Here is a 12,024-nt window from a genome sequence, read left to right as displayed (position 1 = left end):
ATTCAGAGAAAAGCGCCTAACAGGCGCTTTTTTCGTTTCTGTGCGGTGAAGCTTAACGTGCAGGATGAGAACCTGCAGCAGGTTCGACAAAATTGCACTGCAATTTTGTGCCGATGCGCCAGCATCACCCGCAGGGCGAGCATCAATATGATGCGAGGCATATCCTGCACGACCCACCAATGTAAGAAGGCGCCCTAAAGGCGCCTTTTTGCTGTCTGCGATTTACCCTTCTGGTTTTCCTTTCACATTCTTATCACTCCTTTTACGCTTTATTGCCTCAAGTCTACAGTGCTTCGGTCCGATAACCCGTATTGGTTAATTACAAAGGAGACAGAGATGACAACCATCAATACCAGTTCCAGCGTATCCAGCGGTGCCAGCAGTGGCAGTGCCGTTTCACAGACTGCCAGCATCGCCAAGCAGATTACTAAGCTGCAAGAACAGCTGAAAAGCCTGAGCGGCGATACCACCCTGACAGACGATCAAAAAGCTGAACAGCAGCAGATGATCGAAAACCAGATTGCCATGCTGGAAGCACAGTTAGCGCAAATCCAGCAGCAGCAGGCAGAAAAAGCAGCCGAAAAGCAGGAAGCCAATAAAGCAGCGGACAGCGGTAGCAGCAAAATTGCTGACGGTGTTAACCGCCCGACTGAAAATAATAAGCTGAATGTCTATATCTAAAATGGCGATGCGCTAGCACGCTGTTGCGTCAGCAGCTCTGCCTGCTGACGCACTTCCTGCCATATGGCTTCTGCGGCGGGCGTCAGCGAGCGGTTTTTACGCCTGACCAGCATAATGGTGCGGTTGATCTCTGGCACAATCCGGCGGACCAGCAGCGGCCTGCCCTGCGGCAATGGCAGCGCGAGCGCCGGTAGAATGCTGATCCCGATCCCGGCTTCTACCATCGGATACAGCGTGGCCGGATGGCCGATCTCCTGAGCAATCTCAGCCTGCACCTGCTGCACACGCAGCGCTTCATCAATCAGCACGCGACTGCCAGACGCATAGTCCTGCAATACCAGCGTGCGCTGATTGAGCATATGCCAGTGGATTGTCTCCTGCTGTGCCAGCGGATCGTCCTGCCTGCACAGTAGCAGAAACGGCTCATCCAAAATCGCTTCGCACTCAAGGTCATCCGCCTGTAGCGGCCCGACCACAATGCCAAAATCCACTTCCGCATTGCGGATGCTTTGCAGCACCCATTGTTGCGGGCGATCGCGCAACATCACTTTGATTTCCGGGTAATGCAGCTGCCCCGCCGCCAGACACTGCGGCATCAGATGCGCAGAAATGGTCTGACTGGCCGCCACACGCACCGTACCGCTGCGCTGTTGCCCATAGCTGCGCACATCCAGCAGCGTGGTATTCAGCTCCTCCAGCAGCCGCTCAAGGCGGCTGGCGAGCTGCTCTCCGGCTTCCGTCAGCAGAACCTCCCGCGTTGTGCGATCAAGCAGACGGATACCCATTTCACTTTCCAGCTCTTTAATACTGTGGCTCACCGCCGACTGGCTAAGGCCAATCAGCTGGCCCGCCTGGCTGAAACTCCCCTGCTGGGCAACGGCAACGAACACCCGCAGCTGGCGTAATGTGTAATTCATCGATTCGGCTCATATATGAATTCAATAAATCAATTTTATTTCTAAACCCTGCCAGCGCACAATAGCCGCATGATTTTTTAACCAGGCATTAACAATGGGTATTTTTCGTATCGATCCACTGATGTTGAAACTGATTATCACCGTGCTGCTGGCGTCATTTCTGCCTGCGCGCGGTCATTTTGTCGATTTTTTTGAATGGCTGACAACGGCAGCCATCGCCCTGCTGTTCTTTATGCATGGCGCCAAGCTGTCGCGGGAGAAAATTATTGCGGGCGGCGGCCACTGGCGCCTGCATCTGTGGGTGATGTTCAGCACCTTTGTGCTGTTCCCGGCACTGGGCATGCTGTTTGTCTGGTGGCATCCGTTGAATCTCAGCACAGAGATTTATACCGGGTTCCTTTACCTGTCTATTTTGCCTGCCACGGTGCAGTCATCCATCGCCCTGACCTCACTGGCGGGCGGTAACGTAGCCGCTGCGGTGTGTAGCGCCTCGGCATCGAGCCTGCTTGGGGTCTTTATTTCACCCTTGCTGGTCAGCCTGTTGATGAATGTCCACAGTGATGCCGTGGGCGGCAGCCTGGAGCAGATTGGTAAAATCATGCTGCAACTGCTGGTACCGTTTGTTGTCGGGCATCTTTCCCGTCGCTGGATTGCTGACTGGGTGGAAAGAAATCGTGGTCTGATTGGCAAAACCGATCAGGCCTCAATCCTGCTGGTGGTTTATTCGGCCTTCAGTGAAGCGGTAGTGAACGGCATCTGGCACCGTGTCGGCGTGATGACGCTGGTGTGGATTGTGGTGGGTAGCCTGGGTCTGTTGTTCGTGGTGCTGGCGATTAACCTGGCGGCCGCGCGACTGTTTGGCTTTAACCGTGCGGATGAGATTACCATTCTGTTCTGCGGGTCGAAAAAGAGCCTGGCAAACGGCGTACCAATGGCCAATATTCTGTTCCCGTCGGCCGCCGTAGGGATTATCGTGCTGCCGCTGATGATCTTCCATCAGGTGCAGTTAATGGTGTGTTCAATGCTGGCCCAGCGCTACAAAAAAGCAGGCGAAAAACTGGCTGCGCAGCATAAGGCGAGCCGTTCGAAACCCGCGGTGATGGAGTCGCAGAAATAAGTGAGATTACGGGGCCTGGTGGCCCCGTTTTAGCGGTTTCACCAGACCTTCCAGCCCTTCTATTTTGATGGCCAGCGTGATCTGCATCAGCTCCCCCAGGTGGCCCTGAGGAAACTCATCTTTGCGGGCAAACCACAGCAAATACTCTTCCGGCAGGTCAATCAACGCCCGGCCTTTGTATTTGCCAAACGGCATTTCGGTATTGGCAATCTCAATCAGGTGCTGTTTTTCCATGTCATTCACCCAGTAAACGTATCATTTCCGCTTCGTCGATCACCGGAATACCCAGTTCCTGCGCTTTAGCCAGCTTGGAGCCTGCGGCCTCTCCGGCGATCACCAGATCCGTTTTCTTCGACACGCTGCCACTCACTTTCGCACCGAGCGCCGCCAGGCGGTCTTTGGCTTCATCACGCGACAGAACGGTCAGTGAACCGGTCAGTACCACGGTTTTCCCGGCAAACGGGCTATCGATCTCTTCCGCTTTCACGACCACAACGTCAGGCCAGCTTATACCGGCTTTCTCCACCAGCAGGCGGATCACTTCACGGTTACTCTCTTCATCCAGGAAGTTCCGCACGTGGCTGGCCACCACTTTGCCGACATCCGGCACGGCAATCAATGCCTCCAGATCCGCCGCCATCAGCGCCTCCAGCGTACCAAAATGCGCTGCCAGGTTAGCCGCCGTCGCCTCACCGACTTCACTGATGCCCAGGGCATACAGGAAGCGGGCAAAGGTGGTCTGCTTCGCTTTCGCCAGCGCATCTACCACATTCTGTGCCGATTTCGGCCCCATACGATCCAGCCCGGTCAGTTTACCCGCCGTCAGATCGAACAGGTCGGCCGGGTTCAGGACGTACTCTTTATCCACCAACTGGTCGATAATCTTTTCGCCCATTCCGTCGATATCCAGTGCCCGACGGGAGACAAAGTGTTTTAACGCGCCTTTGCGCTGTGCGCCACAGATCAGGCCGCCCGTGCAGCGAGCAACCACCTCGCCCTCCACGCGCTCAACGTCGGAACCACAGACCGGACATTGGGTAGGAAACACTACGTCACGGGCATCTTCCGCGTGATCGACCACGCTGACCACTTTCGGGATCACATCACCCGCGCGGCGGATCACCACGCGATCGCCGATCTTCAGCCCCAGCCGTTCAATCTCGTCAGCGTTGTGCAACGTGGCATTGCTGACGATAACCCCGGCCACCAGCACCGGCTCCAGTCGGGCTACCGGGGTAATCGCCCCGGTACGCCCCACCTGGAACTCAACGTCACGCACGACCGTCATCTGCTCCTGAGCGGGGAATTTAAAGGCGATCGCCCAGCGAGGTGCGCGGGCAACAAAGCCCAGCTGTTCCTGGCGATCCAGCGAATCCACTTTGATCACCACGCCATCAATATCAAAACCCAGCGTTGGGCGAGCGGTTTCTACTTCACGGTAAAAGGTCAGCACTTCATCGGCGTTATGGCACAGGCGCACGCGGTCGCTGACCGGTAAACCCCAGGCTTTAAACTGTTGCAGGCGCCCCCAATGGCTGCGCGGCATCTCGCCCCCTTCCAGCAGCCCGAGGCCGTAACAGAAGAACGTCAGCGGGCGTTTGGCGGTAATACGCGGGTCAAGCTGACGCAAAGAGCCCGCAGCAGCGTTACGCGGGTTAGCAAAGACCTTACTCCCGGTACGGCGCGCTTCGTCGTTCATTTTTTCAAAACCGGCCAGCGGCATAAACACTTCACCGCGCACTTCCATGCGCGCCGGAATATTGTCACCGCTGAGACGCAACGGGATGGCGCGAATGGTGCGCACGTTAGCCGTGATATTTTCACCCGTGGTGCCGTCGCCACGCGTTGCTGCACGCACCAGCTCACCGTTTTCATACAGCAGGCTGACCGCCAGCCCATCCAGTTTCAGCTCACAGCAGAAGGTGATGTCATCGCTGTTTTTCAGACGATCTTTCACACGCTTATCGAATGCCAGGTAGCTCTCTTCATCGAAAGCATTATCCAGCGACAACATCGGCACTTCGTGGCGCACCTGATCAAAAGCCGCCAGCGGTGCAGCGCCAACGCGCTGGGTGGGTGAATCAGCGGTTATCAGCTCCGGATGAGCCGTTTCCAGCTCACGCAGTTCACCCATCAGGCGATCGTACTCCGCATCCGGCACTTCCGGGGCATCCAGTACGTGATACTGATGTTCATGGTGGCGAAGCAGGGTTCGCAAATGGTTGATTTTGTTTTGTACGGATTCCATAGCGGCACCATCAGAGATAAAAAACCCCCGGAGACCGGGGGTTCAGGAAGAGATTGCGGATAAAGATAAAATTAGTTGCTGTTAGCGTCAATCACATCGCGAATGCGTGCTTTATACGTTTCCAGCTTTTGCGGTGTCATCATGCGGCGTTCATCATCCAGTACAACACCACCGACATCGTCGGCGATACGCTGGGCAGATTGCAGCATCAGCTTAAAGTTCTGATGCGCATCGCCGTAGGACGGCACCATCATAAAGATCGACACGCCCGGCGTGGTGAAATCAGACATGTTGTCTGGATTAAACGACCCCGGTTTTACCATATTCGCCAGACTGAACAGGACCGGGCCGCTGCCCGCCGGGTTCAGATGACGATGGAAGATATTCATTTCACCAAACTGGAAACCGGCTTGCAGTACACCCTGTAACAGGGCTTCACCGTTGATGCTGCCACCCGCGTGGGCAGAAACATGCAGCACCAGCACCGTCTCTTTCCGACGTGCTTCTTCGCGCTTCGCTTCGGCAATCTCTGCGGCTGATGGCGGCACGGCCTCGGGTTCAGGCTGAGGTTGCACTGGAACAGCAGGCGCGACCTGACGGATCGGCTCAGGCTGACGCAGAGGTTCAGCGACTTCCCGTTCGGGTTCAGGGGCATGCTGCAGCGCACCACCGAACAGCGGATCGGATTCAGGTTGTTCATCCACCACCGGCTGATGACGAACCGGTTCAGGCTGCGGGCGAGGTTTGGGTTGACGCGGCGGCTCATCCCCGGCATTAAAGCCACTCAGGGAAGGCTCCGATGGCTCAGGCTGGCTGCGTTGTACACGCACTTCGCCCACGCTCTCATCTTCGTCCTCGAACGCTTCTTCTCTATCCTGCTTTAAACGTTTGTGTGGGCGATCACGAAAAACGGATGAGCGCTCTTTACGGCTGGTCCACAGGCCGTGAAGGAGAAGCGCTATTATGGCGATCGCGCCAACAACGATTAATATCAGACGCAAATCCTGCATCATTGTATTCTCTGTTGTTCCAATACCTTGCCACCGCGGCAAACTTTATCCTCTAACTGTATTTGCCCAGGTACACAAGTGCAAGTCTGTGCAGTATTTTCTGACAAATATCCCAGTCTGAGGCCGCTTTTTTGCTGATTTTTCGCTCAAAGTCCCTCTGTAAAGGGAAAAAAGCTGAGTTATGATAACCTTCGCCTGCCCATTCAAAGGAGAAAAGCAGTACATGTCACCTCACAATTCTGATCCGACACACAGTGGCGTCCACTATTTTGCCCAGGGATGGAAGCTGATCCTTCTCCCGGGTATCCGTCGTTTCGTCATTCTTCCACTGCTGGTCAACATCCTGTTAATGGGGGGCGCTTTCGTCTGGTTGTTTGGCCGTCTCGGCCACTGGATCCCAGAATTGATGGCGATGATCCCCAGTTGGTTGCAGTGGTTAAGCTATTTGCTCTGGCCGCTCATGGTCCTGTCGATTATTTTAGTCTTTAGTTACTTTTTCTCCACCATTGCCAATTGGATTGCCGCGCCTTTCTGCGGCCTGCTTGCCGAACAATTGGAAGGCCGTCTGACCGGCAAGCCGTTGCCCGATAATGGCTGGAGCGGACTGGTGAAAGACCTGCCGCGTATCATGAAGCGCGAATGGCAAAAACTGGCTTATTACCTGCCCCGCGCCCTGGTGCTGTTTTTGCTTTATTTTGTGCCGGTATTCGGTCAGACCGCCGCCCCGGTATTGTGGTTCCTGTTCAGCGCGTGGATGCTGTCTATTCAGTACTGCGATTTTCCCTTCGATAATCACAAAGTGAGCTTCCGCCAGATGCGTTCCGCGCTGCGGCAGAATAAAACGGAGAATATGCAGTTCGGGGCACTGGTGAGTTTATTCACCATGATCCCACTACTGAATCTGGTGATTATGCCGGTAGCGGTCTGTGGGGCCACCGCCATGTGGGTGGATAAATATCGTCCGCATCTGGCGCTGAACCGATAGATCATCACGGGCCGACTGACAGGCGTGGTCGGCCTTGCCCACCGGGGTGGGTTTAAGCAAAACAGGCTGCTTATGCCATTTCTGTAGGGCTTATTTCTGCAGAACATATCTATATTCGATTTCATCACTTCACTGGCTAAATGAACAAGGTATGCTCTAAGCGTTCCCAATATTTCATACAGTTAAGGACGGGCTATGAGTAAGATCTATGAAGACAACTCGTTAACAATCGGTCATACGCCGCTGGTTCGACTGAACCGCATCGGTAATGGACGCATTCTGGCAAAAGTAGAGTCGCGTAACCCTAGCTTCAGTGTCAAATGCCGTATCGGTGCCAATATGATTTGGGACGCAGAAAAACGCGGAATTCTGAAGCCAGGCATTGAATTGGTTGAGCCGACCAGTGGTAATACCGGTATTGCCCTGGCGTATGTTGCCGCTGCACGCGGTTACAAACTGACGCTGACCATGCCGGAAACCATGAGCGTTGAGCGCCGTAAACTGCTGAAAGCGCTGGGTGCGAATCTGGTGCTGACCGAAGGCGCGAAAGGCATGAAAGGTGCCATCAGCAAAGCGGAAGAGATTGTCGCGGCCGATCCGGACAAATTTGTTCTGTTACAGCAGTTCAGCAACCCGGCTAACCCTGAAATTCATGAAAAGACCACCGGCCCGGAAATCTGGGAAGACACCGATGGCGAAGTTGACGTGTTTATTGCCGGCGTCGGCACCGGCGGTACGCTGACTGGCGTCAGCCGCTACATTAAAAACACCAAAGGTAAAAAAGAGCTGATTACCGTCGCCGTTGAGCCTGTGGACTCGCCGGTCATTGCTCAGGCCATCGCAGGTGAAGAGATTAAACCAGGTCCCCACAAAATTCAGGGTATCGGTGCCGGTTTCATTCCGGGTAACCTCGATCTGAATCTGGTTGACCGCGTGGTATCCATCTCCAACGAGGAAGCTATTTCGACGGCACGCCTCCTGATGGAAGAGGAAGGCATTCTGGCGGGTATCTCTTCCGGTGCGGCCGTTGCTGCTGCGCTGAAACTGCAGGAAGATGAAGCTTTCGCCAACAAAAATATCGTGGTGATTCTGCCCTCTTCTGGCGAACGCTACCTGTCAACTGCGCTGTTTGCCGATCTCTTTACTGAGAAAGAACTGCAACAGTAGTGCCAGAAAGGCGATATTGTCTGAAAAAGCACCCGATCGGGTGCTTTTTTGTGGAGTGCGTCAAACTTTTACCACCCTGTAGATTGATTTTACCCACCAGTGTCTGGTATTTAAGCTGCCAATTATTTCGATCCGTAAAATTAATCGCCGCGTGAACTGGATCAAGCTGAATCGATTTACTGGTTTGGCGCACAAAGCGAAATAGCGGCATAATGGTAAATGGATAAGTACTGGGAAACACCACGTTCTTTCTCACTCTTCACTCCACCTTACCAGCGCATTTTTTGGCCAGTCTTTGTACCATGCCAGCGCGACTCACTACAGGCTAAAGTTCAGCCACCAGGCTAGACTTTAGATCAACAACACCAAACCAAATTAAGTTGGGGAAACATAATGTTCCAGCAAGAAGTTACCATCACCGCACCAAACGGCCTGCACACTCGTCCAGCAGCTCAGTTCGTTAAAGAAGCTAAAGCTTTCGCTTCAGAAATCACCGTGACCTCTAACGGTAAATCTGCCAGCGCGAAAAGCCTGTTCAAGTTACAGACTCTGGGTCTGACTCAGGGCACCGTGGTTACCCTGTCAGCTGAAGGCGAAGATGAGCAGAAAGCCGTTGAGCACCTGGTTAAACTGATGGCAGAACTGGAGTAATCCGTTCGCTTTCAGCTTCGATAGCGAAGTGTTTCCAGACAGAGTTATGCAATATTGATCGCGAACAGTACGTTCGCGATATTGTTTCCGTAAAGTTACCCAAAACTGACGAAACGGATTGTGTACTCCATCTGGCTCGCTGAGTGGATTAACCGATGTGCAGTCATCCGCGGTTCTCCGCCTCAGATGATTATCAGAGAAAGAAAAGGTAGGGTTATGATTTCAGGCATTTTAGCATCACCGGGTATCGCTTTCGGCAAGGCGCTTCTGCTGAAAGAAGATGAGATTATCATCAACCGGAAAAAGATTTCTGCCGACCAGGTCGACCAGGAAATTCAACGTTTTCTTGATGGTCGTAAAAAAGCTGCCGTGCAGCTGGAAGCGATCAAAATCAAAGCCGGGGAAACCTTCGGTGAAGAGAAAGAAGCGATCTTCGAAGGGCACATCATGCTGCTCGAAGATGAAGAACTTGAGCAAGAAATCATCGCCCTGATTAAAGACGAGCACGCCACTGCGGATGCTGCTGCCTTTTCTGTGATTGAAGGCCAGGCGAAAGCGCTGGAAGAGCTCGATGACGAGTATCTGAAAGAGCGTGCTGCCGACGTTCGTGACATCGGTAAACGCCTGCTGCAAAACATTCTTGGCCTGCATATCGTTGACCTTAGCGCCATCAATGAAGAAGTGCTGCTGATCGCGAAAGATCTGACTCCGTCAGAAACCGCACAGCTCAACCTGAACAAAGTGCTGGGCTTTATCACCGATATCGGTGGCCGCACGTCACACACCTCGATCATGGCGCGTTCTCTGGAACTTCCCGCTATCGTCGGCACCGGTAATGTGACCAGCCAGGTTAAAAATGACGATTTCCTGATCCTCGATGGCGTCAACAATCAGGTGTACGTTAACCCGACATCTGAAAAAATCGAAGAGCTGAAAGCCGTAGCACATCAGTATCTCAGCGAGAAAACTGAGCTGGCGAAACTGAAAGATCTGCCGGCAATTACGCTTGATGGCCATCAGGTAGAAGTGTGCGCTAACATCGGTACTGTGCGTGATGTCGCGGGTGCTGAACGTAATGGCGCAGAAGGTGTTGGCCTGTACCGCACCGAATTCCTGTTTATGGACCGTGAATCACTGCCAACGGAAGACGAACAGTTCCAGGCGTATAAAGCCGTTGCTGAAGCCGTCGGTGCTCAGGCTGTGATTGTACGTACCATGGACATCGGTGGTGATAAAGACCTGCCGTACATGAACCTGCCGAAAGAAGACAATCCCTTCCTCGGCTGGCGTGCGATTCGCATCGCGATGGACCGTCCTGAAATTCTGCATGCTCAGCTGCGCGCTATCCTGCGTGCCTCTGCGTTTGGCAAACTGCGTATCATGTTCCCCATGATCATCGCCGTTGAGGAAGTTCGCTTCCTGAAAGCTGAACTGGAAACCCTGAAAGCTCAGCTGCGCGAAGAAGGCAAAGCCTTCGACGAAAGTATTGAAGTGGGTATTATGGTGGAAACACCTGCTTCAGCCGTCATTGCTCATCATCTGGCAAAAGAAGTCGATTTCTTCAGTATTGGGACAAACGACCTGACGCAGTATACTCTGGCAGTGGATCGTGGTAACGACCTGATCTCCCATCTCTACAACCCAATGTCTCCTTCTGTTCTGACGCTGATTAAGCAGGTTATTGATGCTTCTCATGCCGAAGGTAAATGGACTGGCATGTGTGGTGAGCTGGCAGGCGACGAACGTGCTACACTACTGTTATTGGGAATGGGGCTGGACGAATTCAGCATGAGTGCCATTTCTATTCCACGCATTAAGAAAATTATTCGTAATACGAATTTTGAAGATGCGAAGGCATTGGCAGAGCAGGCTCTGGCTCAACCTACAGCGGACGAGTTGATGAACCTGGTCAACAAGTTCATTGAAGAAAAAACACTCTGCTGAGACCAGGACACGCTGGCCCAATATTACTGCTTAGGAGAAGAACATGGGTTTGTTTTCAAAACTTTTTGGCGATAAGTCTGATTCCGCATCAGGTGCCATCGAGATCGTAGCACCTCTGTCGGGTGAAATCGTCAATATCGAAGACGTTCCAGACGTGGTGTTTGCGGAGAAGATTGTTGGCGACGGTATCGCTATCAAACCTACTGGCAATAAAATGGTTGCGCCGGTCGATGGCACCATCGGTAAAATCTTCGAAACCAATCATGCTTTTTCCATCGAATCAGACAACGGCATCGAGCTGTTTGTCCACTTCGGAATTGATACGGTTGAACTGAAAGGCGAAGGCTTCAAACGCATCGCTGAAGAAGGTCAGAAAGTTAAAAAAGGCGACGTGGTGATCGAGTTTGATCTGGCGCTGCTGGAAGAAAAAGCAAAATCAACGCTGACCCCAGTGGTGATCTCGAATATGGATGAGATCAAAGAGCTGGTTAAGCTGACGGGTAACGTTGTCGTGGGTGAAACCCCGGTTATCCGCATCAGGAAGTAACAGCGGTCATCGTCGATAAGCCCCCTGATTTCGGTCCGGGGGCTTTTTTTATGGGGAAATTACCAACTGCTCAGCAACGCATCTCGCAGGTTGAGAGACGGTATTGGAACATCGTCCAACTCCAGTTGCTGCTCAATATGGTGAAGATGTTCATCCATAATGATCTGCGCTCGCTCCACCTCCCCTGCCCGCAGAGCAGTAATCACCCCGCGGTGTTCCCGGCACTGGCAATCCGGTGTGTCATTACGCTGATATAACGCGACAATCAGCGAGCTACGCACCATCAGAGTAGAGAGCATCTCACTCAATACCTGATTATCACTGATTTTCGCCAGCAGCAAATGAAACTGGCTCAGCTCACGGATAATATCGCGGCGGTCTTCACGGGTAGCAGCCTCTTCCCCCGCCTGTAAATGAGCTTCTATCTCATCATAATGCAGTGCCATTTTCCCGATGCTGATCCCGGCCAGTACGGCATGTTCAATCGCCCGGCGGGCGATAAACACTTCCCGCGCCTCACGAGCTTCGGGCTGTGCGACCTTCGCTCCGCGATTCGGGGCAATCGTGACGATATGCTGCAACGCCAGCCTCTGTAAGGCCGCCTGCACGTGATTGCGATTGGCTGACAGCACGTCAACGATTTGTGCTTCTACCAGCCGCATACCGGGCTTTAATCGATGCTGTGCGATAGCCATCGACAGAGAATCGACGATGCGCTGTACTTCCTGCTGTCTGGCGCTGGCCACACCGCTCATGT

13 protein-coding genes are annotated in these 12,024 nt (G+C 53.3%); 7 read left to right on the top strand and 6 right to left on the bottom strand.

All coding sequences use genetic code 11. The features are described from left to right. The first annotated feature begins 336 nt into the window (after positions 1 to 336). The gene (locus tag FY046_RS18480; RefSeq protein WP_133845962.1) at positions 337 to 681 is read left to right on the top strand and encodes a FlxA-like family protein; all 345 of its coding nucleotides are present in this window, start codon (positions 337 to 339) and stop codon (positions 679 to 681) included. Here FY046_RS18480 and FY046_RS18475 read toward each other — a convergent pair. After that, the gene (locus FY046_RS18475; RefSeq protein WP_133845961.1) at positions 678 to 1,598 is read right to left on the bottom strand and encodes a LysR family transcriptional regulator; all 921 of its coding nucleotides are present in this window, start codon (positions 1,596 to 1,598) and stop codon (positions 678 to 680) included. The two genes, FY046_RS18480 and FY046_RS18475, sit on opposite strands and share 4 nt — an antisense overlap. 94 nt (positions 1,599 to 1,692) lie before the next feature. On the opposite strand from FY046_RS18475, the gene FY046_RS18470 reads away from it, so the two are divergent. Beyond that, a complete protein-coding gene (locus FY046_RS18470) occupies positions 1,693 to 2,715 on the top strand; it encodes a bile acid:sodium symporter family protein (RefSeq protein ID WP_133845960.1) in 1,023 nt (340 codons plus the stop codon). A gap of 6 nt (positions 2,716 to 2,721) precedes the next feature. Here FY046_RS18470 and FY046_RS18465 read toward each other — a convergent pair whose 3' ends face one another. The 3 genes from FY046_RS18465 to zipA form a co-directional block, all read right to left on the bottom strand. Then, positions 2,722 to 2,949, bottom strand: coding sequence for a DUF3820 family protein (locus tag FY046_RS18465; protein ID WP_133845959.1), 228 nt, complete (start codon positions 2,947 to 2,949; stop codon positions 2,722 to 2,724). Between the two features lies 1 nt (position 2,950). Further along, the gene (ligA, locus tag FY046_RS18460; protein WP_446186351.1) at positions 2,951 to 4,963 is read right to left on the bottom strand and encodes an NAD-dependent DNA ligase LigA; all 2,013 of its coding nucleotides are present in this window, start codon (positions 4,961 to 4,963) and stop codon (positions 2,951 to 2,953) included. A 71-nt stretch (positions 4,964 to 5,034) separates the two neighbouring features. Then, entirely contained in the window at positions 5,035 to 5,976 is a 942-nt protein-coding gene (zipA, locus tag FY046_RS18455; RefSeq protein ID WP_133845957.1) for a cell division protein ZipA, read from the bottom strand. Positions 5,977 to 6,196: 220 nt separating this feature from the next. On the opposite strand from zipA, the gene cysZ reads away from it, so the two are divergent. Together cysZ and cysK are read left to right on the top strand one after the other, a co-directional pair. After that, a complete protein-coding gene (gene cysZ, locus FY046_RS18450; RefSeq protein ID WP_133845956.1) occupies positions 6,197 to 6,958 on the top strand; it encodes a sulfate transporter CysZ in 762 nt (253 codons plus the stop codon). Between the two features lie 195 nt (positions 6,959 to 7,153). Beyond that, entirely contained in the window at positions 7,154 to 8,125 is a 972-nt protein-coding gene (gene cysK, locus FY046_RS18445; protein WP_133845955.1) for a cysteine synthase A, read from the top strand. Here cysK and FY046_RS18440 read toward each other — a convergent pair. Then, on the bottom strand, positions 8,100 to 8,381 hold the full coding sequence (locus tag FY046_RS18440) for a hypothetical protein (RefSeq protein WP_159336158.1): 282 nt from the start codon (positions 8,379 to 8,381) through the stop codon (positions 8,100 to 8,102). The genes cysK and FY046_RS18440 overlap by 26 nt on opposite strands. A 137-nt stretch (positions 8,382 to 8,518) precedes the next feature. Here FY046_RS18440 and ptsH point away from each other — a divergent pair, with 137 nt between their 5' ends. The 3 genes from ptsH (at position 8,519) to crr (ending at position 11,267) form a co-directional block, all read left to right on the top strand. Then, a complete protein-coding gene (gene ptsH, locus FY046_RS18435; protein ID WP_034916267.1) occupies positions 8,519 to 8,776 on the top strand; it encodes a phosphocarrier protein Hpr in 258 nt (85 codons plus the stop codon). A gap of 216 nt (positions 8,777 to 8,992) precedes the next feature. After that, positions 8,993 to 10,720 carry a phosphoenolpyruvate-protein phosphotransferase PtsI gene (ptsI, locus tag FY046_RS18430; RefSeq protein WP_133845954.1) on the top strand — a complete coding sequence of 576 codons (1,728 nt, stop codon included), beginning with the start codon at positions 8,993 to 8,995 and terminating at the stop codon, positions 10,718 to 10,720. Positions 10,721 to 10,763: 43 nt separating this feature from the next. Further along, entirely contained in the window at positions 10,764 to 11,267 is a 504-nt protein-coding gene (gene crr, locus FY046_RS18425) for a PTS glucose transporter subunit IIA (protein ID WP_133845953.1), read from the top strand. 59 nt (positions 11,268 to 11,326) lie between these two features. On the opposite strand, the gene FY046_RS18420 is transcribed toward crr, so the two are convergent. Continuing rightward, entirely contained in the window at positions 11,327 to 12,022 is a 696-nt protein-coding gene (locus FY046_RS18420; protein WP_446186350.1) for a GntR family transcriptional regulator, read from the bottom strand. Positions 12,023 to 12,024 lie beyond the last annotated feature (2 nt).

The organism is Erwinia sp. 1181_3 (assembly GCF_052824965.1).
Note: the sequence above shows the minus strand (reverse complement) of the source record. Positions and strands in the feature narration are given on the sequence as shown.

Bases quoted from the DNA above. Each gene is read 5' to 3' on its own strand.
- ligA (WP_446186351.1), bottom strand. From the start codon at position 4,963: ATGGAATCCGTACAAAACAAAATCAACCATTTGCGAACCCTGCTTCGC.
- cysZ (WP_133845956.1), top strand. From the start codon at position 6,197: ATGTCACCTCACAATTCTGATCCGACACACAGTGGCGTCCACTATTTT.
- ptsI (WP_133845954.1), top strand. From the start codon at position 8,993: ATGATTTCAGGCATTTTAGCATCACCGGGTATCGCTTTCGGCAAGGCG.
- FY046_RS18480 (WP_133845962.1), top strand. From the start codon at position 337: ATGACAACCATCAATACCAGTTCCAGCGTATCCAGCGGTGCCAGCAGT.
- zipA (WP_133845957.1), bottom strand. From the start codon at position 5,976: ATGATGCAGGATTTGCGTCTGATATTAATCGTTGTTGGCGCGATCGCC.
- ptsH (WP_034916267.1), top strand. From the start codon at position 8,519: ATGTTCCAGCAAGAAGTTACCATCACCGCACCAAACGGCCTGCACACT.
- crr (WP_133845953.1), top strand. From the start codon at position 10,764: ATGGGTTTGTTTTCAAAACTTTTTGGCGATAAGTCTGATTCCGCATCA.
- FY046_RS18470 (WP_133845960.1), top strand. From the start codon at position 1,693: ATGGGTATTTTTCGTATCGATCCACTGATGTTGAAACTGATTATCACC.
- FY046_RS18420 (WP_446186350.1), bottom strand. From the start codon at position 12,022: ATGAGCGGTGTGGCCAGCGCCAGACAGCAGGAAGTACAGCGCATCGTC.
- cysK (WP_133845955.1), top strand. From the start codon at position 7,154: ATGAGTAAGATCTATGAAGACAACTCGTTAACAATCGGTCATACGCCG.
- FY046_RS18465 (WP_133845959.1), bottom strand. From the start codon at position 2,949: ATGGAAAAACAGCACCTGATTGAGATTGCCAATACCGAAATGCCGTTT.
- FY046_RS18475 (WP_133845961.1), bottom strand. From the start codon at position 1,598: ATGAATTACACATTACGCCAGCTGCGGGTGTTCGTTGCCGTTGCCCAG.